Annotated in this window: 24 protein-coding genes; 9 read left to right on the top strand and 15 right to left on the bottom strand. The window is 70.9% G+C overall.

All coding sequences use genetic code 11. From position 1 onward, the window contains the following. Positions 1 to 597 (bottom strand): DUF4245 domain-containing protein, encoded by a 597-nt coding sequence (locus tag AC4BGC_RS02170; RefSeq protein ID WP_490554112.1) that lies wholly within the window; start codon positions 595 to 597, stop codon positions 1 to 3. 43 nt (positions 598 to 640) lie between these two features. Here AC4BGC_RS02170 and glpX point away from each other — a divergent pair, with 43 nt between their 5' ends. Both glpX and AC4BGC_RS02160 read left to right on the top strand, forming a co-directional pair. Beyond that, positions 641 to 1,666 carry a class II fructose-bisphosphatase gene (gene glpX / locus AC4BGC_RS02165; RefSeq protein ID WP_490554111.1) on the top strand — a complete coding sequence of 342 codons (1,026 nt, stop codon included), beginning with the start codon at positions 641 to 643 and terminating at the stop codon, positions 1,664 to 1,666. 9 nt (positions 1,667 to 1,675) lie between these two features. After that, positions 1,676 to 2,584 carry a carbohydrate kinase family protein gene (locus AC4BGC_RS02160; protein WP_490554110.1) on the top strand — a complete coding sequence of 303 codons (909 nt, stop codon included), beginning with the start codon at positions 1,676 to 1,678 and terminating at the stop codon, positions 2,582 to 2,584. On the opposite strand, the gene AC4BGC_RS02155 is transcribed toward AC4BGC_RS02160, so the two are convergent. Continuing rightward, positions 2,517 to 3,380: an esterase/lipase family protein gene (locus tag AC4BGC_RS02155; RefSeq protein WP_490546379.1), complete on the bottom strand. Its 864-nt coding sequence runs from the start codon at positions 3,378 to 3,380 to the stop codon at positions 2,517 to 2,519. The genes AC4BGC_RS02160 and AC4BGC_RS02155 overlap by 68 nt on opposite strands. A gap of 128 nt (positions 3,381 to 3,508) precedes the next feature. Here AC4BGC_RS02155 and AC4BGC_RS02150 point away from each other — a divergent pair, with 128 nt between their 5' ends. Then, complete coding sequence (locus tag AC4BGC_RS02150) at positions 3,509 to 4,390, top strand: alpha/beta fold hydrolase (RefSeq protein ID WP_490554109.1); 882 nt, start codon at positions 3,509 to 3,511, stop codon at positions 4,388 to 4,390. Positions 4,391 to 4,421: 31 nt separating this feature from the next. On the opposite strand, the gene AC4BGC_RS02145 is transcribed toward AC4BGC_RS02150, so the two are convergent. Beyond that, complete coding sequence (locus AC4BGC_RS02145) at positions 4,422 to 5,066, bottom strand: DUF1707 SHOCT-like domain-containing protein (RefSeq protein ID WP_490546381.1); 645 nt, start codon at positions 5,064 to 5,066, stop codon at positions 4,422 to 4,424. A 97-nt stretch (positions 5,067 to 5,163) separates the two neighbouring features. On the opposite strand from AC4BGC_RS02145, the gene AC4BGC_RS02140 reads away from it, so the two are divergent. Together AC4BGC_RS02140 and AC4BGC_RS02135 are read left to right on the top strand one after the other, a co-directional pair. Continuing rightward, on the top strand, positions 5,164 to 5,838 hold the full coding sequence (locus AC4BGC_RS02140; protein WP_490554108.1) for a spermine/spermidine synthase domain-containing protein: 675 nt from the start codon (positions 5,164 to 5,166) through the stop codon (positions 5,836 to 5,838). A gap of 24 nt (positions 5,839 to 5,862) precedes the next feature. After that, positions 5,863 to 7,260 carry a class II fumarate hydratase gene (locus tag AC4BGC_RS02135; protein WP_490554107.1) on the top strand — a complete coding sequence of 466 codons (1,398 nt, stop codon included), beginning with the start codon at positions 5,863 to 5,865 and terminating at the stop codon, positions 7,258 to 7,260. Between the two features lie 15 nt (positions 7,261 to 7,275). Here AC4BGC_RS02135 and AC4BGC_RS02130 read toward each other — a convergent pair whose 3' ends face one another. From AC4BGC_RS02130 to AC4BGC_RS02105, 6 genes are all read right to left on the bottom strand, one after another. Further along, positions 7,276 to 8,136 carry an alpha/beta fold hydrolase gene (locus AC4BGC_RS02130; protein WP_490554106.1) on the bottom strand — a complete coding sequence of 287 codons (861 nt, stop codon included), beginning with the start codon at positions 8,134 to 8,136 and terminating at the stop codon, positions 7,276 to 7,278. Between the two features lie 68 nt (positions 8,137 to 8,204). Continuing rightward, positions 8,205 to 8,825, bottom strand: a complete 621-nt coding sequence (locus AC4BGC_RS02125) for an aggregation-promoting factor C-terminal-like domain-containing protein (RefSeq protein WP_490554105.1) — start codon at positions 8,823 to 8,825, stop codon at positions 8,205 to 8,207. 259 nt (positions 8,826 to 9,084) lie between these two features. Further along, on the bottom strand, positions 9,085 to 10,362 hold the full coding sequence (phoH2, locus tag AC4BGC_RS02120; protein ID WP_490546801.1) for an RNA 5'-3' helicase PhoH2: 1,278 nt from the start codon (positions 10,360 to 10,362) through the stop codon (positions 9,085 to 9,087). A 338-nt stretch (positions 10,363 to 10,700) separates the two neighbouring features. Continuing rightward, the gene (locus AC4BGC_RS02115) at positions 10,701 to 11,756 is read right to left on the bottom strand and encodes an oxidoreductase family protein (RefSeq protein ID WP_490554104.1); all 1,056 of its coding nucleotides are present in this window, start codon (positions 11,754 to 11,756) and stop codon (positions 10,701 to 10,703) included. Next, positions 11,753 to 12,841, bottom strand: coding sequence for a TIGR03857 family LLM class F420-dependent oxidoreductase (locus AC4BGC_RS02110; RefSeq protein WP_490554103.1), 1,089 nt, complete (start codon positions 12,839 to 12,841; stop codon positions 11,753 to 11,755). Before AC4BGC_RS02110 ends, AC4BGC_RS02115 begins: the two co-directional genes overlap by 4 nt. Continuing rightward, entirely contained in the window at positions 12,841 to 13,602 is a 762-nt protein-coding gene (locus tag AC4BGC_RS02105) for an SDR family NAD(P)-dependent oxidoreductase (RefSeq protein WP_490554102.1), read from the bottom strand. Before AC4BGC_RS02105 ends, AC4BGC_RS02110 begins: the two co-directional genes overlap by 1 nt. A gap of 75 nt (positions 13,603 to 13,677) precedes the next feature. On the opposite strand from AC4BGC_RS02105, the gene AC4BGC_RS02100 reads away from it, so the two are divergent. From AC4BGC_RS02100 to AC4BGC_RS02085, 4 genes are read left to right on the top strand one after another with little or no spacing between them, the layout of a single operon-like run. Then, complete coding sequence (locus tag AC4BGC_RS02100) at positions 13,678 to 15,027, top strand: flavin-containing monooxygenase (RefSeq protein WP_490554101.1); 1,350 nt, start codon at positions 13,678 to 13,680, stop codon at positions 15,025 to 15,027. Next, the gene (locus tag AC4BGC_RS02095) at positions 15,024 to 15,677 is read left to right on the top strand and encodes a TetR/AcrR family transcriptional regulator (protein WP_490546390.1); all 654 of its coding nucleotides are present in this window, start codon (positions 15,024 to 15,026) and stop codon (positions 15,675 to 15,677) included. Before AC4BGC_RS02100 ends, AC4BGC_RS02095 begins: the two co-directional genes overlap by 4 nt. Then, a complete protein-coding gene (locus AC4BGC_RS02090; RefSeq protein ID WP_490546391.1) occupies positions 15,674 to 16,591 on the top strand; it encodes an alpha/beta hydrolase in 918 nt (305 codons plus the stop codon). Before AC4BGC_RS02095 ends, AC4BGC_RS02090 begins: the two co-directional genes overlap by 4 nt. 1 nt (position 16,592) lies before the next feature. Then, the gene (locus AC4BGC_RS02085) at positions 16,593 to 17,591 is read left to right on the top strand and encodes an LLM class flavin-dependent oxidoreductase (protein WP_490554100.1); all 999 of its coding nucleotides are present in this window, start codon (positions 16,593 to 16,595) and stop codon (positions 17,589 to 17,591) included. Here AC4BGC_RS02085 and AC4BGC_RS02080 read toward each other — a convergent pair. From AC4BGC_RS02080 to AC4BGC_RS02055, 6 genes are all read right to left on the bottom strand, one after another. Then, positions 17,588 to 18,826, bottom strand: coding sequence for an Nramp family divalent metal transporter (locus AC4BGC_RS02080; protein ID WP_490554099.1), 1,239 nt, complete (start codon positions 18,824 to 18,826; stop codon positions 17,588 to 17,590). The two genes, AC4BGC_RS02085 and AC4BGC_RS02080, sit on opposite strands and share 4 nt — an antisense overlap. 17 nt (positions 18,827 to 18,843) lie before the next feature. Next, entirely contained in the window at positions 18,844 to 19,473 is a 630-nt protein-coding gene (locus AC4BGC_RS02075) for a hypothetical protein (protein ID WP_490554098.1), read from the bottom strand. Positions 19,474 to 19,482: 9 nt separating this feature from the next. After that, positions 19,483 to 21,174 carry a chaperonin GroEL gene (gene groL, locus AC4BGC_RS02070; RefSeq protein WP_490554097.1) on the bottom strand — a complete coding sequence of 564 codons (1,692 nt, stop codon included), beginning with the start codon at positions 21,172 to 21,174 and terminating at the stop codon, positions 19,483 to 19,485. A gap of 65 nt (positions 21,175 to 21,239) precedes the next feature. Next, complete coding sequence (locus tag AC4BGC_RS02065; RefSeq protein ID WP_490554096.1) at positions 21,240 to 22,268, bottom strand: NAD(P)-dependent alcohol dehydrogenase; 1,029 nt, start codon at positions 22,266 to 22,268, stop codon at positions 21,240 to 21,242. Further along, positions 22,265 to 23,005, bottom strand: a complete 741-nt coding sequence (locus AC4BGC_RS02060; RefSeq protein ID WP_490546397.1) for an iron-sulfur cluster assembly protein — start codon at positions 23,003 to 23,005, stop codon at positions 22,265 to 22,267. The genes AC4BGC_RS02065 and AC4BGC_RS02060 overlap by 4 nt, the downstream gene beginning before the upstream one ends. After that, on the bottom strand, positions 23,002 to 24,057 hold the full coding sequence (locus AC4BGC_RS02055; RefSeq protein ID WP_490554095.1) for an amidohydrolase family protein: 1,056 nt from the start codon (positions 24,055 to 24,057) through the stop codon (positions 23,002 to 23,004). The genes AC4BGC_RS02060 and AC4BGC_RS02055 overlap by 4 nt, the downstream gene beginning before the upstream one ends. Between the last annotated feature and the right edge of the window lies 1 nt (position 24,058).

Genomic DNA, 24,058 nt, shown 5'->3' with positions numbered 1-24,058 from the left:
TCAGCCTGTGGCGGGCGGCACGCCCACCAGCGAGCCCGCGAGCTCCCGGACCTGCGCCGGCTTCGCTGTTCCCACCACGATCCAGGACTCCGAGGGCCCCGAGCTCTTGGCGCCGCCCGAGGAGCGGGCGACCGCGTAGTCCCCGCCGGCGTCGGTCCAGGTCTGCCAGGTCTCCCCCGCGATGGTGACGTCCTTGCCGCGTTCGGCATCGATGTCGACGTGGTCCTTGACCAGGTCCTCGATGCTCACCCGCGCCTCGTCGACCCCGACGTACTTGCCCTGGCCGGTCAGCATCCCGAGGTGCCAGCTCGGCGACACGCCGCGGGTGTACGTCGCGCTCGTGGCCCGCCATCCCGCCGGCAGCTGCTTCGGAGCCATCACCAGCAGCTGGCCGTCGGCCCTGGCCTGCTTGACCGAGGCCTGGTAGTCGACGGTGCGGACCGGGGTCGGCTCGTTGTCGGTGAACAGCGAGCGGAACGCCGTGAAGGCGAGCACCGCCAGCACGGTCACGAGCAGGGCGGCCAGCAGGCCGCCGTTGGTGCGCGTGTAGCGAGAACCCCCAGCGGATGGGGGTGTGGGGGTGTCCGACTCGCTCATGCGGCCCATCCTGCCAACCCGGTGGGAGGCTACGATCACTGCCATGACCGAGAGCCATGTCCCAGACTCCCTGTCCGTTGCTCCTTCCTTCCCCGACCGCAACCTGGCGCTGGAGCTTGTCCGGGTCACGGAGGCCGCGGCGATGGCTGCGGGCCGCTGGGTGGGCAAGGGCGACAAGAACGGCGCCGACGGGGTCGCGGTGAACGCGATGCGCACGTTGATCTCCACGGTCGGGATGCGCGGCACGGTCGTCATCGGCGAGGGCGAGAAGGACAACGCCCCGATGCTCTACAACGGCGAGGAGGTCGGCGATGGCGACGGGCCGGAGTGCGACGTCGCGGTCGACCCCATCGACGGGACCACGCTCGCGGCCAAGGGGATGGCGAACGCCATCGCGGTGCTGGCCGTCGCTCCCCGTGGCTCGATGTACGACCCCTCAGCGGTGTTCTACATGGAGAAGCTGGTCACCGGGCCCGAGGCCGCGGAGGTCGTCGACATCCGCTACCCCGTGGCCGAGAACATCCACCAGATCGCCAAGGCCAAGGGCACCAAGCCCGAGGACGTCACCGTCGTCGTGCTGGACCGCCCCCGTCACCAGCAGCTCGTCGACGACATCCGCGCCGCCGGCGCCCGGATCAAGTTCATCACCGACGGTGACGTCGCCGGAGCCATCATGGCCGCCCGCGAGGGCACCGGCATCGACCTGCTGATCGGCATCGGCGGCACCCCCGAGGGGATCATCTCCGCGTGCGCGATGAAGTGCCTCGACGGTGTCATCCAGGGCCGGCTGTGGCCCACCGACGACGCGGAGCGGCAGCGCGCCCTCGACGCGGGTCACGACCTCGACCGCGTCCTGTACACCAACGACCTGGTCTCCGGCGACGACTGCTTCTTCGTCGCCACCGGCATCACGGAGGGCGAGCTGATGCAGGGCGTCCGCTACAAGGCCGGCGGCGCCACCACCCACTCGCTGGTGATGCGCTCGCGCAGCGGCACGATCCGCTCGATCCACTCCGAGCACAAGCTCAGCAAGCTGCGCGCGTACGCCGACGTCGACTACGAACGCTGACCCGCTCCGATGATCGTCGTCGTCGGTGAGGCGCTCGTCGACATCGTGGTCGACCGGGACGGCGACACCAGCGAGTCCCCCGGCGGCTCGCCGCTGAACGTGGCGGTGGGGCTGGGCCGCCTGGAGGTCCCCGCGACCCTGATCAGCCAGGTCGGACACGACGAGCGCGGCGGGCTGGTGGTGCAGCACGTGACCGCCAGCGGCGCCGAGATCTTCACCGCGCCGACCTCCAGCGCCCGCACCTCCACCGCCACCGCCAACCTCGACGAGCTCGGTGCCGCCAGCTACGACTTCGACCTGGAGTGGTCCCTCCCGACGCAGGTCCTACCGCCCTGCCAGGCACTCCACGTCGGATCGCTGGGCACGCTGCTCGAGCCCGGGCGCGACAGCGTGCTCGACCTGGTCGAGCAGGCCTGTGCCCGCGACGTCTTCGTCAGCTACGACCCGAACCTGCGCGAGACGTTCGTCGACGACCGCGACCGGGTCCGCCGCGAGGTCCTCGACCTGGCGGCCCGGTGCACGCTGGTCAAGCTCAGCGACGAGGACGCCGACCTGCTGGCGCCGGGGCTGGACCCCGACGACCTGGCCCGCGAGCTGCTCGGCGGCGAGCGCACCGAGCTCGTGCTGCTCACCCGCGGCGCCGAGGGCGCAACGGCGTTCACCCCTTCGGGCGAGATCAGCGAACGGCCCGGTCCGGTCGAGGTGATCGACACGGTGGGTGCCGGCGACTCCTTCACCGCCGCCACGCTGGCTCAGCTGTGGGACCTCGAGGCGCTCCGGCCCGCGGGCACGCCCCTGGAAGCCGACGCGGTGGCCCGCCTGCTGCGCGGCGCGGTCGAGGTCTCCGCGATCACCTGCCAGCGACGCGGAGCGAACCCACCTCGGCGTCAGGAGCTGCCTGCTGGCTGGCCCGGGTGACCTGCTGGGCCCGGAGCGCCGTGAGCACGTGCGCCATCACGATCGGGTCCACGGCCATCCCGCAGTGGCTGGTGCGCACCTCGACCTGCTTGGCCGCCGGGTCCAGGCAGGCCCGCCAGTCCACGATGCCGTCGCGCTTGCTGTAGATCGCGGTGAACGCGACCTCGGGATCGAGCGCCTCCTGGCTCTCCTCCCAGGACAGCCGCGCGCAGGTGCCACCGAAGCAGTCGGCGCTCATCATGCCGCCGAAGCCCACCCGGGTGAGCTTGGCGAGCATCTGCGCGTCCCAGGCCAGGATCTTGTGGATGGCTCCCGGTGCGAGCACCGGGCTGCCCATGCTGACGATGCCCTCGATCAGGTCGGGGCGCCGCGCGGCAAGGCCGCGGGCCAGCATGCCGCCGAGACTGTGCCCCACGACGGTGACCTTGCGGTCGCGCTTGATCGCGATCGACTCGATCCGCCGCTCGAGCCGGTCGGCCGCCTCGCGGGTGCACCCGACGTTGAGCAGGATCTGCGAGCGGTAGGTGCGGAAGCCCTGGTGGCGCAGGAAGACCGAGAGCCCCTTCAGGGTGCCGTCGAAGGCCATGAACCCCGGGACGAGGAGCACCGGGTCGTGCGGCGCGACCCGGTGGCTGCCGGCGTACGGCAGCAGGTCGCGGGCGCGCCGGTCGCTCCGGGCCTGGCGGAACAGTCGCGCACCCTCGGTGACTGCGCTGGCCTCGCGGGCGAGCGCCCGCAGTCCCTGGGGCCCCTCGAAGCCGGGGGGTGCCAGGAAGGACCCGATCGGAGAGTTCATTTTCTGAAGGTAGCGTTGCTACCGAGCTGTCCAACGTATTTCATTGATTGTTCCCACATTTCGTCACTTTAGGGTCATACATGCCTGTGCCGGTCTCGAAAGAACTGTTCGCTCCAGTCTCCCCCGGGGTGGAACTGTGCTACCAGACCTTCGGTGGTCCCGGCGGTGATCCGCTGGTGCTGGTGATGGGGTTGGGCGGCCCGATGACGTGGTGGGACCACGACCTGTGCACGATGCTCGCCGAGGCGGGATTCCACGTGGTGCGCTACGACAACAGGGACACCGGCCGGTCGACCAAGGTCCGCGGTCGCGTCTCCCGGCGCCAGCTGGTGGAGTCCTTCGTCGGGCGCCGCAGCGGGAAGGTCCCCTACACCTTGAGCGACATGGCAGCCGACGCGTTCGGGCTGATGGACCACCTCGGCTGGGACAGCGCCCACGTCGCGGGCGTGTCGATGGGCGGGATGATCGTGCAGACCATGGCCGTCGACCAGCCGGCCCGGGTGCGCTCACTGACCTCGATCATGTCCACGCCGGGCAAGCGCACCGTGGGCTGGCAGCACCCCTCGCTGCTCCCGATGCTGCTCGCCAACCGTGGAGCCGGCCGCGAGGCCTACGTGAAGACCTCGGCGAAGATGCAGCAGCTGATCGGCTCACCCGGCTACCCGCAGACCGAGGAACAGGTGCGGGCGCGGGCGGAGGAGACCTTCAACCGTGGGATCTCGGCCACCGGGGTGATGCGCCAGATGCTGGCGATCCTGAACCAGCCCAACCGTGCCCGTGCGCTGGGATCGATCCGGATCCCCGCGGCGGTCGTGCACGGGTCAGCCGACAAGATGGTGCACCTCTCGGGCGGTCGCGCCACCGCCCGGGCGATCCCCGGGGCCGAGCTGCTGGTCATCGACGGCATGGGCCACGACATGCCGGCCGAGCTGTTCGCGACGTTCACCGAGATCATCCGTCGTACGGCGGACCGGGCGACGCAGCCGGCCAGGACCGACCGCTCGTCCTGAACCCCTTCGTCCGGGAAGCTCTCGCCCGGTCTCAGGACCCCAGCATCCGGCGCTTGCGGGTGCCCGGCTGCGGCCGGCGCTGCACCGTGACTCCGCCCATCAGCGCGAACCCGTTGACCCGGACCAACGGGGAGTCCGGGCCGAGCTCCGGCTCGACCTTGTCGCGTGCCTGGTCGAACGCACCCATGATGCCGACGCCGTTGACCACCACGCGGGTGTGCGCGTCGACGTAGACGTCGATCCCGCCCCAGATCGTGTACGCCTGGATCACCGTCTCCCGGCTGGTGAACTGCGCTTCCCGGAGGTCGATCTCGATCCCGCCCATCAGCGCGAAGGCGGTGTGCGAGGAGCCGACCTCCCACAGCCCCTTGCGCGAGACGCCGCTCATGATGGCGAGCGAGGTGTCGTAGCGCGTCGCGGGGACGCGAGGCACCTCCGGCCGCGGCCTGGCGACGGGTGCACCGGCCTGGGCGTTGAACGGCAGGTCGGCGGTCAGCGGGACCAGGTCGGCATAGGTCTTGGCCCGGTACGCCGCCTCGAGGCGCTCGTCGAGCTCCTCCATGTCGAGGCGCCCCTCCCCGGCAGCCTTCCGCAGCAGCTCGGAGACCTGGTGGCGGTCGGCATCGGAGATGCGCAGTCGCGACCGTTCGTCGTAGGGGTCGAGATGGCTGGGCATGAGCACAGGTTAGACAATCGGGCGAGCGGAGGGCACCGGGGCGAGCAGAACCCTGGCCGTCGTACCGTGTGGGGACGTCGAGCTCGGGAGGCAGGCAGTGACCGAGTACGCCGAGACGGCGCGCGCAGAGTCGGCCCGCGGCGAGGTGGTGCTGCGGCGCCGGATCGAGGAGCATGCCGCGGACACGCTCGAGCTGCGCGTCAACGGGGTCTTCGTGATGGACACGCGGGAGACCACCACCGAGGTCGAGCTCGCGGCTGCCGCCCTCGACCTGGTCGAGGAGCCGCGCTCCGTCGTGGTCGGCGGACTCGGGCTCGGGTTCACCACGCAGCGCGTGCTGGCCGACCCGCGGGTGGAGCAGGTCACGGTGGTCGAGATCGAGGAGGCGGTCGTCGGCTGGATGCGCGACGGCACCATCCCGCACGGCCCCGCGCTGCTGGCGGACAAGAGGGTGCAGGTCGTCAACGCCGACATCGTGATGGCCTTCGCCGAGGCCACGAAGACCTACGACCTGGTGCTGCTCGACGTCGACAACGGCCCCGGGTTCCTGGTGCACGAGTCCAACGCGAAGCTCTACGAGACGCAGTTCCTGCGGACCGCCAGGGAGCTCGTCAACCCCGGCGGAGCGCTCGTGGTGTGGTCGGCGAACCCGGCGCCCGAGCTGGAGGCGGCGATGACCGAGGTCTTCGGCAACTGCACCGAGCACCGCTACGACGTGCTCCTTCAAGAGCGTTCGGAGCACTACCTGCTCTACCTCTCGCGACGTACCTGAGCCACCACCGGTAGCGTCCACCCCATGAGCGCCGAGAACACCGAGACCCGTACCGAGCACGACAGCATGGGCGACATCGAGGTCCCCAAGCACGCGTTGTGGCGCGCCCAGACCCAGCGCGCCGTGGAGAACTTCCCGATCAGCGGCACCACCCTGGAGCCCTCCCACATCGTGGCGATCGCCCGGGTGAAGAAGTCGGCCGCGAAGATCAACGCCGAGCTCGGGATCATCGCCGACGAGCAGGCTGCCGCGATCGCTGCCGGCGCCGATCAGATCATCGGCGGCGACCACCACGACGCCTTCCCGATCGACGTCTTCCAGACCGGCTCGGGCACCAGCTCCAACATGAACATGAACGAGGTGCTGGCCTCCCTCGCCGCCGGTGCCGGCACCGACGCGCACCCCAACGACCACGTCAACGCGAGCCAGTCGAGCAACGACACCTTCCCGACCTCGATCCACGTCGCCGCGGTCGAGGCGAGCGCCAACCTGCTCGTCCCGGCCCTCGACGAGCTCGCCACCTCGCTGGAGGCGAAGGCCGAGGAGTTCAAGAACGTCGTGAAGTCGGGGCGCACGCACCTGATGGACGCCACCCCGGTGATGCTGGGCCAGGAGTTCGGCGGGTACGCCGCGATCGTCCGGATGGGCATCGAGCGGGTCGAGTCGGCCCTGCCCCGCGTCGCGGAGCTGCCGCTGGGCGGCACCGCCGTCGGCACCGGCATCAACACCCCCGAGGGCTTCGCCGAGCGCGTGATCGCCGACCTCGCCGCCGAGACCGGCCTGCCGTTCACCGAGGCCCGCAACCACTTCGAGGCCCAGGGCAGCCAGGACGCGCTCGTGGAGCTCTCCGGCCAGCTCCGCACGATCGCGGTCGGCCTGACCAAGATCTGCAACGACCTGCGCTGGATGTCCTCGGGCCCCACCACCGGCCTCTCCGAGATCCGCCTGCCCGACCTCCAGCCCGGCTCCAGCATCATGCCCGGCAAGGTGAACCCGGTCCTGCCCGAGGCGACGCTGATGGTGTGCGCCCAGGTGATCGGCAACGACGCCACCGTGGCGGTCGGCGGCGCCAGCGGCAACTTCGAGCTCAACGTGATGCTCCCGGTGATGGCCCGCAACCTGCTGGAGTCGATCCGGCTGCTCGCCAACGTGGCCCCGCTGCTCGCGCACCGCTGCATCGACGGGATCACCGCCGACGAGGAGCGCTGCCTGACCTACGCCGAGTCCTCGCCGTCGGTGGTGACGCCGCTGAACAAGTACATCGGCTACGAGGAGGCCTCCAAGGTCGCCAAGGCCGCCCTCAAGGAGGGCCGGACCATCCGCGAGCAGGTCCTCGAGATGGGCTACGTCGAGCGCGGCGACCTCACCGAGGAGCAGATGGACGAGGCCCTCGACGTACGGTCGATGACGCGCTCGGAGTGACCTGACACGCGTCGGTCAGGGCGCGGTGTGCGCCACGATCGCCGGGACCACGGTGTCCCACAGCGCCCGTGGCGGCACCTCGTGCCCCATCCCCCGCAACGGGAGCAGGGTCGCGCCACTGATCTCCGCGGCCAGCGCCTCGCCGTGGGCCAGCGGGAACAGCGGGTCGTCGGTGCCGTGCAGCACCAGGGTCGGCGTGTCGACGTCGGCCATGGTGTGCCCTGACTCCTCGCCCGTCCCCACCGCCACCCAGTGGTTGGCCAGGCTGGCGGCCAGGTCGCGCGTGCGCCCCACGACGGTGCGGCTCACGGCACGCACCTCCTCCTCGTCGAGGCCCAGCGACCCGGCGTAGGGCCGCAGCGCCTCCACGTTGGCGGCCACCACGGCGTCCGTGTCCGTCCAGTCCACCCCCGGTGTCTCCGCGGAGAACGTCTCGGCGACGCGTGCCTCGGGCGGCGGCAGCGGCGTCGACGACGTACGCCGGAACGCGCACGTCGTCGCGACCAGGGTCAGGGTGAGCACCCGGTCGCGCTGCCGCACGGCGAGGTCCTGCGCGATCCCACCGCCCATGGACACCCCGACGAGGTGGGCCGCGGCGATCCCGAGACCGTCGAGCACGCTGACGGCGTCCAGGGTGAGGTCGTCGCCGGTGTAGTCGGGCCGGCCCACCGGGGAGGCCGTGGACCGGCCGGTGTCGCGGTGGTCGTAGCGGACCACGAGGCGCCCCGCCTCGGCCAGACGACGACAGAAGTCCGGCTGCCAGTAGTCCATCGACGACGTCGCGCCGCCGATCAGCAGCACGGCCGGGTCACCGGCGCGTCCGAACGTCTCCACGCACAGCTCTGCCCCACGGGTCGGGACCATGGCTTCGGTCATGCCGGTGCCGACTCCCAGCGTCGGCCGAACTCATCGGCCTGCGCATGTCGGCCGAGAACCAGCCCGGCTCAGTACCAGCCGGCGCCCTGCTTGAAGGACCAGGCGTCGCACGCGGTGCCGTAGCGGTCGTTGATGTAGCCCAGGCCCCAGCGGATCTGGGTCTCGGGGTTGTTCTCCCAGTCGGGGCCGGCCGAGGACATCTTCGATCCGGGCAGGGCCTGCGGGATGCCGTAGGCGGAGGACGTGGGGTTGTCCGCGTTCACCTTCCACCCCGACTCCGAGGACCAGAGGTTGTCCAGGCAGCTGAACTGCGAGGCCGGCATGTCGAACTCGGGCATCAGGGTGCGGGCGAGCTGCTGGGGGTTGGACCTGGCCCGCTCCAGCGACCTGGAGGCCGCAGCCCGGCGCTCGGCGCGCTTCGCGAGAGCCTGGGCCTTCTTCTGCGCCTTCTTCTGGGCCTTCTTGGCCCCTGCCGCCTTGGCCCGTTCGACCAGGGGCTGGCGGTCCCCGGCCGAGCGGGAGACCCGCTCCTCGCGATCATCCGAGGAGGGGGGCGGCGTGGTGGGGCTCACGCCGGTGAACGCCGTGGCCGTGGTCTCGTCGGGCGAGTCCTGCGCGACCATCCCCGACGCGACGACGAGGCCGGTGCCTGCGACCGCGATCCCCGAGGAGAGGGCGAACTTGCGCAACTGGCTGCGCAGACGGGCGATGCGGGTGGTTGTGGGCCTGCTTCGGTGGCTTGCGGAGTACTTGTGGAACAAGGGGGACCCTAGCGTTGACGACATGGAAGTCATTCACGCTCAACGTGCTGGGGGGAAGCGCGGAGCGTCAGGCGGGGAAGACCCGTCACCTTTCCCCATCTCCGGGGGTCGTGACAAGGCCAACCACGCCCTGAGCGGCGTGATCTCGTGCACACCCGCCCGACGTCACCCCGGCATCACCCCGGCATCACATGGTCATGTGCTCCAGCATCTCGGTGACCAGCGCGGCGATCGGGGACCGCTCCGAACGGGTCAGCGTCACGTGGGCGAACAGCGGGTGCCCCTTGAGCCGGTCCACCACCGCGACCACGCCGTCGTGGCGTCCCACCCTGAGGTTGTCGCGCTGGGCGACGTCGTGGGTGAGCACCACCTTGGAGTTGGCGCCGATCCGCGACAGCACCGTGAGCAGCACGTTGCGCTCCAGTGACTGCGCCTCGTCGACGATCACGAAGGCGTCGTGCAGGGACCGTCCGCGGATGTGGGTCAGCGGCAGCACCTCGAGCATCCCGCGGTCGAGCACCTCCTCGACGACGTCGGGGGTGGTGATCGCTCCCAGGGTGTCGAAGACCGCCTGGCCCCAGGGCGACATCTTCTCCGACTCGCTGCCCGGCAGGTAGCCGAGCTCTTGGCCCCCGACCGCGAACAACGGCCGGAACACCACCACCTTCTTGTGCGTACGGCGCTCCAGGACCGTCTCGAGGCCCGCGCACAGCGCCAGCGCCGACTTGCCGGTCCCGGCCCGGCCGCCCAGCGACACGATCCCGATCTCGGGGTCGAGCAGCAGGTCGAGCGCGATCCGCTGCTCGGCCGAGCGCCCGTGGATCCCGAACGCCTCCCGGTCCCCGCGGACGAGGTGGACGCGCTTGTCCCCCTTCACCCGGCCCAGTGCGCTCCCCCGGTCCGACATCAGCACCAGGCCGGTGTGGCACGGCAGGTCGCGGGCGACGTCGAGGTCGACCACCTGGTCGTCGTACAGGTCGTCGAGGTCGGCAGCGGTCACGTCGACCTCGGCCATCCCGGTCCAGCCTGCGTCGGACTCGTGCACCTGCTCCCCGCGGTACTCGGCCGCGTCGAGGCCCACGGCGGAGGCCTTGATCCGCAGCGGCAGGTCCTTGGAGATCAGCGTGACGTCGTGGCCCTCGTTCCGCAGGTTGCAGGCCACCGCGAGGATCCGGGTGTCGTTGTCGCCGAGCCGGAAGCCCGAGGGCAGCGACGCGGGGTCGGTGTGGTTCAGCTCGACACGCACGGTGCCGCCGTGGTCCCCCACCGGGACCGGCTCGTCGAGGCGGCCGGCCTGCACCCTGAGCTCGTCGAGCATGCGCAGCGCGGACCGGGCGAAGTAGCCGAGCTCGGGGTGGTGGCGCTTCCCCTCGAGCTCGGTGATCACCACCACGGGGAGGACGACCTCGTGCTCATCGAACCGTCTCAACGCGCCCGGATCAGCCAGCAGCACCGAGGTGTCCACGACGTAGGTGCGTCGACCGGAGGGCTGCGCCGGGGCCTCGGACGTGCTGGTCCCGACGGCTGCGCGCTTCGCTGTTGTCACTGGATCCCCTTGTGACCGGTGCGCGCACCCCTGCGCCCCGGTCCGCTAGCAGTGGTGCACGGACCGGGTGAGGCGTCGGGGGCCGGGGTGGTGACCTCCGATGGTGCTGTGGCCGTGATCTCTCACGAACTTCGCCCTCCTGGTGCGGCCTGCTTCCCCACAGGCCGGTCCGACGAAACTACGTCCGCCGGTGGCGCCATGGTGATCGACACGCCCTAGCCGGGAGGTGAACAGCCCGGTCCGCCTGGCGCCACGACTCAGAGCCGGCGCACGAGGTCGAGGGTCCCGTGGTCGCGGACGGCCGCGCACGAGCGGCGCACCATCGCCGCGAACATCTGGTCACCGCGCTCGGTCCGGGTGCCGTAGGCGCACCCGAAGACGGCCACCAGCGGCCCCTGGACCATCGCGAGGCGGTAGTCCTCCCAGCAGGCCTCGAAGGAGTAGTCAGCGACCCCGTGGCCCACCAGCGTCGAGTGGTAGGCCTCGACGAGCTCGCGCTCGCAGGCACGCCGGTCCGCCACCGGGAGGCTGGTCCCGAGGAAGTAGGCCAGGTCGCGGGCCGGCAGGGCCAGCGACAGCGTCTGCCAGTCCACCGCCCACACACGCACCTCGTCACCCCCGTCGCCCGGGGCGAACATCAGGTTGTCGAGCCGGTAGTCCCCGTGCATCAGCGTGAAGCAGTCCGGGCGCGCCAGCGCCCAGGGCTCGGCGACCTCGACACAGGCTCGGAGCGTCGCGACGTCCTCGGCGGCGATCAGCTCGCCGAGTCCCTCCACGAACAGCTCGGTCGCCGGCCCGTAGAGCTCCGCCAGCAGCGCCGCGTCGTCGGGTCCGTTCAGGGCCAGTCCCTCGACCTCGGTCAGGGCGGGGTCGCACCAGCGCGGCCCGTGCAGCCCCGCGAGGTTGACCACCGCCGCCCGCGCCTGCGCCACCGAGCACCCCGCGACCTGGTCACCCTGCTGCGCCGGAGCCAGGTCCTGCAGGAGGAGGGTGAAGTCGCCGGTGCCGGGGGTGATCAGCGCCAGGTCGCAGCTCGGGACCGTGACGGCGACCGTGCCCGCGAGCTCCGCGTAGAACCTCACCTCGCTGCGGTAGGCACCGGCCAGCAGCTCGCGCATGGCGGGGTCCACGGCCGGGAGCTTGGCCAGCAGCGTGTGCTCCCCGTCCGAGTCGTCGAAGCGCACCCGGAAGCAGGTGCCGATCTGGCCGGTCCCGACCGGCGCGAGGGACCTGACCTGCACCTCATGGCCCAGGGCCGTGCTGAGCCACTGCGAGGTCAGCCCGCCGGGCTCACAGATCACTGACCCGCTCACTGCTGCACCATCCAGCCGGGGTTGGCGGGCAGGGCAGCGAACCGCTCCGGCTCCCGGACGCGGGCCCAGGCCCCGAGCACGGGCTCCAGCTCGGCCGGGGTGGCGCCGTGCAGGATCACGCTGTCGGCCCCGGCGTCGAACTGGTCGGCGACCCGGGCCGCGCACTGCGCGGCGGTGCCGGTCGCGGAGGCCGCCAGCCAGTGCGCCGGCAGCACCTGGTCGCGCAGGTAGGTGAGCTGCTCGGTGGTCCCGATCGCGTCGAAGGCACCGGGGTAGCCGGTCACCAGAGGGTCTCCCCGGAACCTGGCCAGGTCGTCGGGGTCCCAGCCGTTGGCGTCGACGAGGACCTGCCCGTACCCCTGGAGATAGGTCGCCAGCCGGCCCACGGTCTTGCGCAGCGCGACCTCCTCGGGCACCGACTCCTCCACGGTCGCCAGCACGGACCAGACCCGCACCGAGGCCGGGTCACGCCCTGCCTGCTCCGCCGCGGTCCGCACGGTGCCGACGGCAGCGGCGAGCGTCTCGTCGGTGAGGTAGGTGTGCAGCACGACACCGTCGGCCACGCGTCCGGCCAGCTCCAGGGTCCGTGGGCCGATCGCGGTCATCAGCACCGGGATGTGCTCGTCGAAGGAGGGGTCCTGGCTCAGGTAGGGGAACGACCCGGCGGGGCCGTCGTGGCCCGCGACCGTGCCTCCCGACCACAGGGTCCTGAGGATGCCGACGACGTCCTCGAGCTGCGCGCCGGTGACCCGCGGCAGCCCCATCACGTCGAAGAGCAGGTCGAACCCGCGGCCGAGGCCGAAGGCGTACCTCCCGCCACTGAGCCGGTGCAGTGTGGCCGCCATCGTGGCGGTCACCAGCGGGTGCCGGGTGTTGTGGTTCGTGGCCGCCGTACCGATCCCGATGCGGCTGGAGACCGCGGCGGCGGCACCGGCCAGCACCCCGGCGTCCTTGAGGTTGAACCGCTCGGAGAGGAACACTGCACCGAGCCCGAGCGCCTCGGCCTCACCGACCTCCGCGAGCAGGTCACGGGGGTCGGCGGAGTGGCCGGCCAGCCCGTAGCAGCCCAGCTCGGGGAAGAGCATCAGCCGAACGCCCTCATCACATGGCCGTGGATGTCGGGGTAGCGCTTCAGGTGCGCTCCCCCGTTGATGTCGAGCACCTCACCGGTGATCCACTGTGCCGAGGCCAGGAACAGCACGGCCTCCGCGATCTCCTCGGGTGCGCCGGCCCTGCCCAGAGGCGTGTTCTCGAGGTAGTCGTCCTCGATGCCGGCGATGTCGAGCGCCGGGGCGGTCAACGGGGTGGGCACCAGACCGGGCGAGACGGCGTTGACCCGCACCCGCCGGAGCCCCAGCTCCAGGGCCGTCACCTCGGTGAGCATGGCCAGCCCTGCCTTCGCGGCGCAGTACGCCGAGAGCCCCGACCCGGGCTGACGAGCGTTCAGCGAGGTCAGCGAGATGATCGAGCCACCGTCGTCGACCAGCCGCCCGGCGTGCTTGAGCACCACGAAGCCACCCGTCAGGCACACGTCGACCACTCGGCGGAACTCCTCGACCGGCATCTCCGTGACCAGCCCCAGCGTGCTCGACCCGGCGCTGTTCACCACCAGGTCCAGCCGGCCCTCCTGCTCGCGGACCCCGGTCAGGAACGCCTCCACCGATGCCTCGTCGGTCACGTCGACCGGTGTGGAGCCGGTCAGGTCGGCGACGTGCACGCGGTACCCGGCGCGTTCGGAGGCTGCCGCGATGGCGGCGCCGATGCCGGAGGCTCCGCCGAACACCACCGCCACCGGGGTCTCGGTGGAGCCGGAGGTGGATGTGTCGTGGGTCACTGTCTGGGACATAGCCGGAACCCAAGCAGGTTTCTCCCGGAATTCACAGGTGTTGATAAAAATCGACACGTGCCAGAGGATGCGGTGGTGAACGCACCCACCACGGCTGTCATCGGCGCCGGCATCAGCGGGCTGACCACCGCGAAGATGCTCCAGGACTACGGCCTGCCCTACACCTGCTTCGAGGCCTCGGACCGGGTCGGAGGCAACTGGGCGTTCGAGAACCCCAACGGGCACAGCAGCGCCTACCGCTCGCTGCACATCGACACCTCGAAGCACCGGCTCTCGTTCCGGGACTTCCCGATGCCCGAGGACTACCCGGACTTCCCGCACCACACCCAGATCAAGGCCTACCTCGACGACTACACCGACGCCTTCGGCCTGCGCGAGCACATCGAGTTCCAGAACCGGGTCCTGAGCGCCCGACGGCTCGAGTCGGGCGGCTGGGAGCTCGACACCGAGGCCGGGGAGACCCGCCACGCCGACCTGCTCGTCGTGGGCAACGGGCACCACTGGGACCCGCGCTTCCCGAGCTTCCCCGGCGAGTTCACCGGCGAGGTGATCCACTCCCACGCCTATGTCGACCCCCGCGACCCGCTCGACTTCACCGGCAAGCGGATCCTGGTGGTCGGCATCGGCAACAGCGCGGCCGACATCACCGTCGAGCTGTCCTCCAAGGCGCTGCAGAACGAGGTCACGCTCTCCACCCGCTCCGGCGCCTGGATCGTGCCGAAGTACATCGCCGGGAAGCCGGCCGACAAATACTACGCCACCACGCCCTATCTACCCCTGTCCTGGCAGCGCAAGTTCGTCCAGGTGATGCAGCCGGTGAGCACCGGTCGGCCCGAGGACTTCGGCCTGCCCACGCCCAACCACAAGTTCTTCGAGGCCCACCCGACCCAGTCGGTCGAGCTCCCGCTCAGGCTCGGCTCCGGCGACGTCACCCCCAAGGGCAACGTGTCCCGGCTCGACGGCAGCACCGTGCACTTCGAGGACGGCACCAGCAGCGACTTCGACGTGATCATCTACGCGACCGGCTACAACATCACGTTCCCGTTCTTCGACGAGTCCTTCCTCTCGGCTCCCGACAACCGGCTGCCGCTCTACAAGCGGATGTTCAAGCCTGGGATCGACGACCTCGTCTTCGTCGGCTTCGCGCAGTCCACACCGACGCTGTTCCCGTTCGTGGAGTGCCAGGCCCGGTTGGTCGCGGCGTACGCCGCCGGCCGCTACCGGCTCCCCGAGCAGGAGGTGATGGAGCGGGTGATCGTGGAGGACGAGCAGAAGTACATCGGGCACTACAACACCACCGCCCGGCACACCCAGCAGGTCGACTTCTTCATCTACGAGCACGACCTGCGCACCAAGGAGCTCCCCCAGGGCCTGCGCCGGGCGGAACGGCTCGGAGCCCCGGCGCTGACCCGGGCCACGGCGTGAGCCGCCCATTGGCGGGCACGCGTGATCGCCGTCCGCCCCAGAAGGGCGACCAGCGCCGCGCCGCGCTGCTCGAGTCGCTCGACCGGCACCTCCAGGAGAGCAGCCTGGAGTCGGTCAACATCGCCGACATCGCCCGCGGGGCGGGGGTGACGCGGTCCGCCTTCTACTTCTACTTCGAGAACAAGGCCGTTGCCGTGGCCGCCCTGATGGAGGAGATGTACGACGAGGTCGTCGCCGCCTCGGGGCTGGTGGCCACCACCGACGGCCCGCCGGTGATGCGGATCGAGACCATGCTGCGCGGGCTCTTCGACGTGGTCGAGCGGCACCAGCACCAGTTCGCGGCGATGCTCGAGGCCCGGGCCACCACCGAGGCCGTCCGGGCCATGTGGGAGTCGGACCGCCAGTCGTTCGTGCAGCCGGTCTCCGACATGATCCAGCGCGAGCGGGCTGCGGGCCGTGCGCCCACCGGCCCCGACCCGGTCGCGCTCGCCACCGTGCTCCTCGAGCTCAACGACCGGATGCTCGAACGGGTCGCGCTCGGCGGCAGCCTGACCCGGGACCAGCAGATCGAGGCGCTGACCGCCATCTGGCTGCGCACCATCTACGGCACGCTCCCCGAGGAGCCTGCGTCCGAGGAGGACGGCTCATGACGCCCGAACAGCTCACCTTCGACTCCGAGGGTGTCGCCTGCGACGCCTGGCACTTCGCCGCGGGCAGCGACGACCTCACGGGCCCGGCCGGGCGGCCCGTCGTGGTGATGGCCCACGGCCTCGCCGGCACCAAGGACTCCGGCCTGCAGCCGTTCGCCGAGGCGCTGGCCGCCGCCGGGCTCGATGTGCTGGCCTTCGACTACCGCGGGTTCGGCGCCAGCGCCGGGACCCCCCGGCAGACGGTCAGCATGAGCGGCCAGCTCGCCGACTACCGCGCCGCCATGTCGGCAGCCGCCGCGCTGCCCGGCGTCGACCCGGACCGGCTGGTGCTGTGGGGGGTCTCCCTCGCCGGGGGTCACGTCTTCGACGCAGCTGCGGGCCGTGACGACGTGGCCGCGGTGGTGGCCGTGACCCCGCTCGTGGACGGCCTCGCGGCGGGCCGGCACGCGCTGGCCAGCCACACCAAGGCGGAGATGCTGCGCTCGACCGCAGCCGGGTTCCGCAGCCGGGTGGCCGGCCTCCGGGGCCGGGCGCCGGTGATGATGCCCGTCGTCGGCCGGCCGGGCGAGCTCGCGGCCCTGTCGCTGGAGGGCTCCTACGAGGACTACCTCGCGATCGCCGGCCCGACCTGGCGCAACGAGATCGACGCGACGGTGGGCCTGGAGCTCGGCGGCCACCGCCCGGTCCGGAGCGCCAGGCTGGTCCGCGCCCCCGTGCTGGTGCAGATCGCGGACTTCGACCGCAGTGCTCCCCCGCACGCCGCGTCCAAGGCCGCCTTCAACGCCCGGGCCGAGGTGCGGCACTACCCGTGCGACCACTTCGACATCTACCCCGGCAAGCCGTGGTTCGAGCCCGCGGTCGCGCACCAGGTCTCGTTCCTGACCCGCAAGCTCGCGCCGGTCGACGCGGTCTGACGTGGTCACCTTCGTCACCCGCTTCGACTTCCGCGCACCGGGCGCCGATCCCCGGGCCCGCCGGGAGCTGTTCGCCCGCGCGCTGGACCAGGTCACCTACGTCGAGGAGCACGGACAGGACGCCCTGATGCTCTCCGAGCACCACGGATCCGAGGACGGCTACCTGCCGAGTCCGATCGTCGCCGCGGCCGCGCTCGCCGCTCGGACGAGCCGGATCCCGATCTCGGTCTCGGCGCTCCTGGTCAACCTCTACGAGCCGATCAAGCTCGCCGAGGACGTGGCCGTGCTCGACCATCTCAGCGGTGGCCGGGTCAGCTACACCCTGGGGCTCGGCTACCGCCGCGAGGAGTACACCCTCTTCGACCAGCCGTGGTCGACCCGGGGCGCCGACATCGAGGAGACGATCCGGCTGCTGCTCTCCTTGTGGGCCGGAGACGAGGTCGAGCACCAGGGTCGCCGCGTCCGGATCACTCCCTCGCCGTACAGCCGGCCGCACCCGCTGCTCTTCTACGGCGGCGGGTCGCCGGTGGCGGCCCGGCGGGCCGCGCGCCTCGGGCTCGGCTTCGCGCCCCAGGTCGCCGACCGCGAGCTTCGCGAGCTCTACCGCCAGACGTGCCGCGAGCTGGGCCGGGAGCCCGGTTTCGTGATGGTGCCCCCTCCGGGTCCGGCCATCGTCTTCTGCGCCGAGGACCCCGACGCGTTCTGGGCCGAGCACGGCCACGTCCTGCTCGCCGACGCCCGGGCCTATGCCGCCTGGGCCGGCGACCAGCCCTCGGTCGTGCGCGACGACTCCACGACCGTGGCGGACCTGCGCGAAGCCGGCCGGTACGTCGCGCTCACCCCCGACGACCTCGCCGAGCGGTGCCGGTCGGGCGAGATCAAGCTCGTCACCAGCCACCCGCTCTGCGCGGGGATGCCGGCCGAGCCGTCCTGGGAGAGCCTGCGCCTGATCTGCGAGCAGGTGATGCCCGCGCTGCGGGAGCAGGTCCCGGCTCCCTAGCGCGCGACGGTCAGCGCGATCAGGGTGACGTTGAGACCACAGATCACGGTGGCCACCGCGGCGGCCGCGATCGTGGTCGGGCGCCGGTTCACCAGGGCGCCCATCACCTTGCGGCGGCTGGTGAGCAGCACCAGCGGGATCAGCGCGAACGGGATGCCGAAGGACAGCACCACCTGGGAGATCACCAGCGCCCGCGTCGGGTCGACACCCGCGCCGATCACCACCAGGGCAGGCGCGAGCGTCACCAGCCGGCGTACGACGAGCGGCACCTTGCGGCGCAGGAAGCCCTGCATCACCACCTGGCCGGAGAACGTGCCCACGCCGGAGGCGGCGAAGCCCGAGGCGAGCAGCGCGAGCGCGAACAGCAGCGCCGCCGTGGGGCCCAACGCCTCGGAGAGGCCGGCGTGGGCACCCTCGATCGTGTCCACGGGCTCCGGTCCGCCCGAGAGCACCTGTGCCGCGACGACGAGCATGGTCAGGTTGATGACCCCGGCCAGGGTCATCGCGGTCACCACGTCGATCCGCTGGCTGCGCAGCAGCGCCAGCCGCTCCCGCTCGGTGGAGCGCGCGTAGCGGTTCTGCGTGAGCGCCCCGTGCAGGTAGATCACGTGCGGCATCACCGTGGCACCCAGCATCCCGGTGGCCAGCAGCACCGTGTCCGTGCCCTCGAACCGCGGGGCCAGGCCGCCGACGACACCACCGGCATCGGCCCCGCCGTGGACCAGGCTGTAGAGGAACCCCACGAGCACGACGAGCAGCAGCCCGGTGATCGCCACCTCGAACGGGCGCGCGCCGCGACTCTGCAGCCCCAGCAGGGCGAATGCCACCGCGGCCGTGATCGCCCCGCCCACCAGGAGCGGCAGCCCGAACAGCAGGTGCAGCGCGAGCGCGCCGCCCAGGACCTCGGCCAGGTCGGTGGCGATGGCCACCAGCTCGGCCTGCGCCCAGAGGCCGCGCGTGACCCGGCGGGAGAAGTGGTCCCGGCACAGCTCGGCCAGGTTCTTGCCGGTGGCGATGCCGGCCTTGGCGGAGAGGTACTGGATCAGCATCGCCATCAGGTTGCTGACGACGACGACCCAGACCAGCAGGTAGCCGAACCGGGACCCGGCCGTGATGTTGGTGGCGAAGTTGCCGGGGTCGATGTAGGCGATCGCCGCGACGAACGCAGGTCCGAGCAGCGGCAGCGGTCCCCGCACGAACGCGACGCTGGCGAACCGTGCCTTGCGCTGGAACATCCTCCGGCTCCGGCGCGCTAGGCGAGCGCGTCCGCGAGCTCGACCGTCTCGAGCTTCTCCAGGTCGTCGGGCGACGTGCCCTCGAGCTCCTCGAAGACCACCAGCTGCTGGGCCTCGATGCGCTCGTTGACCAGCGTGCTCAGCGCGTAGGCGATGGCGCCGGTCTGCCGCACGGTCAGCTCGTCGACCAGCGGGGTGCGGGCGGAGGTGATCGCCACCCCGCTCGCCGCACCCTGCTCGTCCTGGGTCACCGCGATGGTGAACTGCTCCCGCGGGCTGGAGACCGGGTCCGTGTGCTGCTCGCGCAGCTGGAGCAGGACCTGGTGCCAGGTGAGCACCTCGGTCTCGGGCTGCGCCCGGGTCAGGTCCTCCTCGGTGAGCACCGGCCCCGAGGTGCGCTCGGCGAAGCTGCGCGCGTAGGACAGCAGCGCCATCGTCCAGACCCCCTCGACGACGACCTCGTCGGGGCGCGGGCGGCCGGCGGTCTCGGCCACCAGCCGCTCGCAGCAGCGCAGCACGGTCTGCAGCTCCTCGAAGGTCTCGACCAGGTCGCGGAGCAGGGTCGCGCTCGGGCCCTCGAGCCGTCGTACGACGGCCGGTGGCGGGGGTGGCTCAGGCTGCTCGGGCGTGACGCCGTCGGCCGGCATGGTCCGCCCTCACCCGACCGACGGGCCGAGGCCGAGCGACTGCGGCGTGCTGGAGTCCGGGGAAGGCTGGTGCAGTCCCTCGTCGAGCTGCCCGAACTCGCTCATCAGCGCGCGGCTGCCACCCCAGGGGGTCTGCTCCTCGGCGATCAGCGTGTTGGTCGTGAGCAGCAGCCCGGCGACGGAGGCGCCGTTCTGCAGGGCCGAGCGACACACGCGCAGGGGGTCGATGATCCCCATGTCGATCATGTTCCCGTAGCTGCCCTCGAGCGCGTCGAAGCCCTCGTCGACACCCATCCCCGCCACCGTGGCCACCACCTCGTGGCCGGGATAGCCGGCGTTGGCGGCGATCAGGTACGTCGGCTCGGTGAGCGCACGACGCACGATGCCCACCCCGGTCGCGTAGTCGTCCTTGACATCGAGATCGTCGAGGACAGGCGCCGCGTGCATCAGGGCGACGCCCCCACCGGCCACGATGCCCTCGGCCATGGCGGCGCGGGTCGCGGACAGGGCGTCCTCGACCCGGTGCTGCAGCTCGGCCAGCTCGGCGTTGGTGGGTGCCCCGACCTTGATCACGGCGACCTTGCCCGACAGGGAGCCGATCCGCTCGCTGAGCACCTCCTCGTCGATGCCGAACGTGGCCCGCTCGAGCTCCGCCCGCAGCTGGGCGACGCGGAACTCGACCTTCTCCGAGGAGCCGGCGCCGTCGATGATCGTGGTCCGCTCGGCGGTGACCCGCACCTGGCGTGCCCGGCCGAGCTGCTCGATCTTCATCGTCTCCAGGCTGAACCCGGAGTGCTTGCTGTAGACCTCGCCGCCGGTGATCGTGGCGATGTCCTCGAGCTTGCGCAGCCGGCGGTCACCGAACCCGGGCGCCTTGGTGGCCACGCACCGGAACACCCCGTTGACGTGGTTGTGCACCAGCATGCTCAGCGCCGATCCCTCCACCGTCTCGGCGATGATCACCAGCGGCTTCGGGTTGCGCATCACCTTGTCCAGCAGCGGCATGATCTCCTGCACCTTGGTGATCTTCTCGCTGCACAACAAGATGTAGGGGTCGTCGAGGATCGCCTCGAGACTGGCCGGGTGGGTGACCAGGTAGGGCGAGAGGTAGCCGTTGTCGTACTCGAACCCCTCGACGAAGTCGACGCTCATCCCGTGCGCGGTGGACTCCTCGACGGTGACGATGCCGGAGTCCCCGACGGCGTGCAGCGCCTCGGCCAGCACTCGCCCGACGGTCTCGTCGTTGTTGGCGGAGATCGACGCGACCCGGGCGTAGTCCTCGAAGCTGACCACGGGGTGGGCGACCTTGCGGAGCTGGTCGACGAGGCTGCCGACCGCGAGGTCGACACCGCGCTTGACCAGGACCGGGTTGCCGCCCTTGCCGATCGCCTCCATGCCCTCGCGGATGATGGCCTGCGCGATCACGGTCGCGGTCGTCGTACCGTCGCCGACGATGTCGTTGGTCTTGATCGCCGCTTCCTTGACCAGCTGGGCGCCCATGTTCTCGAACTGGTCGCCGAGGTGGATCTCGCGAGCGATCGTGACGCCGTCGTTGGTCACCACCGGCGACCCCGTGATCTTCTCGAGGATCACGTTGCGCCCCTTCGGACCGAGCGTCGACTTCACCGCCTCAGCAAGCTGGTCCACGCCGGACAGCAACAGCCGCCTGGCCTCCTCGCCGAATCTCAGGTCCTTGGCCATGAGCGTCCTTCCTTGGTCGTAGCGGTGGTGACTCCGTCGTTGCTGGGTGCTGGTGGGGTGACGTCCTAGGGGACGAGGATCGCCCTGCCTCGGACCTTGCCGGCGTCGAGATCTGCCAACGCCTGCTGGGCTTCGCTGAGCGGATACGCCTTGGTGTGCAAGGTGACCTTGCCGGCCTGGGCGAGCACCATCAGCTCGGCCAGCTCGTTGTAGGTGCCGACGATGTTGCCGATGATGTTCCGCTCCGTGGAGATCACGTCGAGCGTCGGGACGACGAGGGTTCCGCCGTACCCGATGACGAAGTAGGAGCCGCTGGGCCGGGTCATCGCGAACCCCTCGTTCTCCGCGCCCTCCTCGGCCACGAAGTCGAGCACCACGTCGGCGCCCTCGCCGTTGGTGAGGTCCTTGACCGCGTCGACCTGCTTGCCGTCGGCGACCACGGTGTGGTGGGCGCCGAGCTGCTCGGCCAGCTCGAGGGCAGCGGGGTTGCGGTCGACGACGATGATGTTCGTCGCCGAGAGCGCTGCCAGGCACTGGATGCCGATGTGGCCCAGGCCGCCGGCGCCGATCACGACCGCTGTCGTGCCCGGGTAGAGGAGCGGGAGCGCCTTGCGCACCGCGTGGTACGCCGTGATGCCGGCGTCGGCCAGCGCGGCCACGTCCTGGGGTTGCGTGGACGGGTCGAGCTTCACGCAGGCCCGGGCGGAGGTCAGCAGGTACTCCGCCATGCCACCGTCGGTGCCGTCGAGGCCCGGGAACACGCTCTCGGTGCAGTGCATGTCCTGGCCCGCCCGGCACGCCCGGCACAGGCCGCACGTCGGTGTCGGGTGCAGGATCACGGTGTCGCCCACAGCCACGTTCGTCACCGCCGAGCCGACCTCGTGCACCCAGCCGGCGTTCTCGTGGCCGATCGTGTAGGGCAGCGACGGGTTCATCGCCTCGTCCCACTGACCCAGGATGATGTGCAGGTCGGTCCGGCACACCCCGGCTCCCCCGACCTTGACCACCACGTCGAGCGGACCCTTCACGGTCGGCTCGTCGACGTCCTCGACGGTCGGCTCTTCGTTGTACGCGTGCAACCGCACGGCCTTCATCTGATCTCCTCCAGCTGGCCCTCGCCGCGGGTGGCATAGCGGTGGGACAGCATGCCGCGGCACACGCTGCCGTTCGCCTCGGTGTTGACCCGGGTGAGGCGGGCCTTGCGCAGGTGCAGCGGCAGCGCCTCCACGCCGATCGCCGCACCGCTGATCGCGTCCACCAGCAGCGGGGAGTCGTCCCCGGCCGGCAGGCCCAGCTCGGCCCGCCGGTCACGCAGCCGGTCGAGCTCCGCGCTGGGCGGCACGTCACGCAGCCGCATCGCCGCCAGGTCCTCCGCGGTCCGGCCCGCGGCGAGCAGCGGGCGGCAGACCCGGTCCGTCCCCGCGAGCACGGCCTTGCGGACGAAGTCGGCCCGGAGCTCGTCGAGCTCCCCGGCGGCGAGCGCACCGAAGGACTCCGCGAACCCCGACCTCGCCGCGACACCCCGGTTGATGTCGGTGGAGGCGAAGTGGTCGTCGAGGAGCACCTCGGTGCGGCGTACGCCCTCGAGGGCGCTGACCGCGTCGTAGGCATCGGCGACCATCAGGAACGCGAAGTTGGGTGCGCAGAAGTACGTCGGCAGCCGGAGCCGCACCTGCACCTCTCCCCCCGGTGACACGGTGCACGACGAGACGAAGCCGAGCTCGGTGACGGGCTCGTCCAGCTCCGGGTCGCGCACCGTGCCCAACGCGGCGAGGACCCGGTCCCGCTGCGTCTCCCCCCGGCTCACCCCGTGGGTCACTGAAGAGGTCACACCCCGGCTCCGTGCTCCACCAGCTTGGCGTCGTCCGGGGCACCGGGCTCACCGGAGCCCTTGAGCTGGAGCTCGGCAGGCACCTCGATCCCGTAGAGCTCGGCCGCGTTCAGGCCGAGGATCTTCTTCTTGGTGTCGACGTTGACCCGCGGGTAGTCGGAGTACGTCTCGTCCGGGTAGTCCCAGTCGACGAAGCCCTCGATCTGCCACCTGGGCTCCCAGATGTTGTAGTCGCTGCCGAAGGTCATCTTGTCCTCGCCGACCCAGAACAGCAGCTCGCCCATCACCGTGGCGAAGAACTTCGGCCGCGCGTGCATCAGGCCGCCGATCACCACCGAGAGTCCCGCATAGACGTTGGGCTCCTGGGTCGCCATGAAGCAGAAGTCCTCGATCCGCGGCAGCCCCACGTGCTCGACGATGAAGTTCAGCTCCGGGAAGTCCGTCGCGGCGTGGTCCACGTCGGAGACGTCGAAGGCGTCCTTGTCCAGCGGCCAGATCGTCGGTCCCTTGTGGACGTGGACGTTCTTGATCCCGAGCTCCTGCGCCCTCTCCAGGAAGCGGTAGGCGTCGGGGTCGCTGAGCTTGTAGCCGCGCGAGCCGTTGTTCCACTCGGCGGTGTAGAGCTTGACCCCCTTGGAGCCCCACTTCGCGACGTTGTCCTCGAACTCCTTCATGCCGGCGTCACCGTCGCGCGGGTCGAACCGCGTGTTCACGATGAACTTGTCCGGGTGCTTCAGGGCCAGGGCGCCGTTGCGCTCGGTGGTGTTGAACCCGTCGGTGTACCACTCCCGGAGGTACGTCGGCTGGAAGATCGCCTTGTCGACGTACCCGTCCTCGAAGACGTCCTTCATCAGGTCGTCCTCGGTGACCTTCTTGAAGTGCTCCGCGGTCTGGTGGGTCTCGGGCGGCCCGAGTCCCTGGTAGGCCTGGAAGCAGTCGATCCAGCCCTCGGCGTAGTTCTCGGCGCCCTTCACCCAGTTCTCGGGACTCGCGTCCCAGTAGTGCATGTGGCTGTCGACGACGAAGTACTTCTCCCCATCCTTCTCGTACATG

This window comes from Nocardioides sp. Z38_18 (assembly GCF_058215695.1).
Note: the sequence above shows the minus strand (reverse complement) of the source record. Positions and strands in the feature narration are given on the sequence as shown.

Excerpts from the sequence above, each read along its gene's own strand:
- AC4BGC_RS02170 (WP_490554112.1), bottom strand. The coding sequence starts at position 597 with ATGAGCGAGTCGGACACCCCCACACCCCCATCCGCTGGGGGTTCTCGC.
- glpX (WP_490554111.1), top strand. The coding sequence starts at position 641 with ATGACCGAGAGCCATGTCCCAGACTCCCTGTCCGTTGCTCCTTCCTTC.
- AC4BGC_RS02160 (WP_490554110.1), top strand. The coding sequence starts at position 1,676 with ATGATCGTCGTCGTCGGTGAGGCGCTCGTCGACATCGTGGTCGACCGG.
- AC4BGC_RS02155 (WP_490546379.1), bottom strand. The coding sequence starts at position 3,380 with ATGAACTCTCCGATCGGGTCCTTCCTGGCACCCCCCGGCTTCGAGGGG.
- AC4BGC_RS02145 (WP_490546381.1), bottom strand. The coding sequence starts at position 5,066 with ATGCCCAGCCATCTCGACCCCTACGACGAACGGTCGCGACTGCGCATC.
- AC4BGC_RS02135 (WP_490554107.1), top strand. The coding sequence starts at position 5,863 with ATGAGCGCCGAGAACACCGAGACCCGTACCGAGCACGACAGCATGGGC.
- AC4BGC_RS02130 (WP_490554106.1), bottom strand. The coding sequence starts at position 8,136 with ATGACCGAAGCCATGGTCCCGACCCGTGGGGCAGAGCTGTGCGTGGAG.
- AC4BGC_RS02110 (WP_490554103.1), bottom strand. The coding sequence starts at position 12,841 with ATGCTCTTCCCCGAGCTGGGCTGCTACGGGCTGGCCGGCCACTCCGCC.
- AC4BGC_RS02105 (WP_490554102.1), bottom strand. The coding sequence starts at position 13,602 with ATGTCCCAGACAGTGACCCACGACACATCCACCTCCGGCTCCACCGAG.
- AC4BGC_RS02090 (WP_490546391.1), top strand. The coding sequence starts at position 15,674 with ATGACGCCCGAACAGCTCACCTTCGACTCCGAGGGTGTCGCCTGCGAC.
- AC4BGC_RS02080 (WP_490554099.1), bottom strand. The coding sequence starts at position 18,826 with ATGTTCCAGCGCAAGGCACGGTTCGCCAGCGTCGCGTTCGTGCGGGGA.
- AC4BGC_RS02075 (WP_490554098.1), bottom strand. The coding sequence starts at position 19,473 with ATGCCGGCCGACGGCGTCACGCCCGAGCAGCCTGAGCCACCCCCGCCA.
- groL (WP_490554097.1), bottom strand. The coding sequence starts at position 21,174 with ATGGCCAAGGACCTGAGATTCGGCGAGGAGGCCAGGCGGCTGTTGCTG.
- AC4BGC_RS02065 (WP_490554096.1), bottom strand. The coding sequence starts at position 22,268 with ATGAAGGCCGTGCGGTTGCACGCGTACAACGAAGAGCCGACCGTCGAG.
- AC4BGC_RS02055 (WP_490554095.1), bottom strand. The coding sequence starts at position 24,057 with ATGTACGAGAAGGATGGGGAGAAGTACTTCGTCGTCGACAGCCACATG.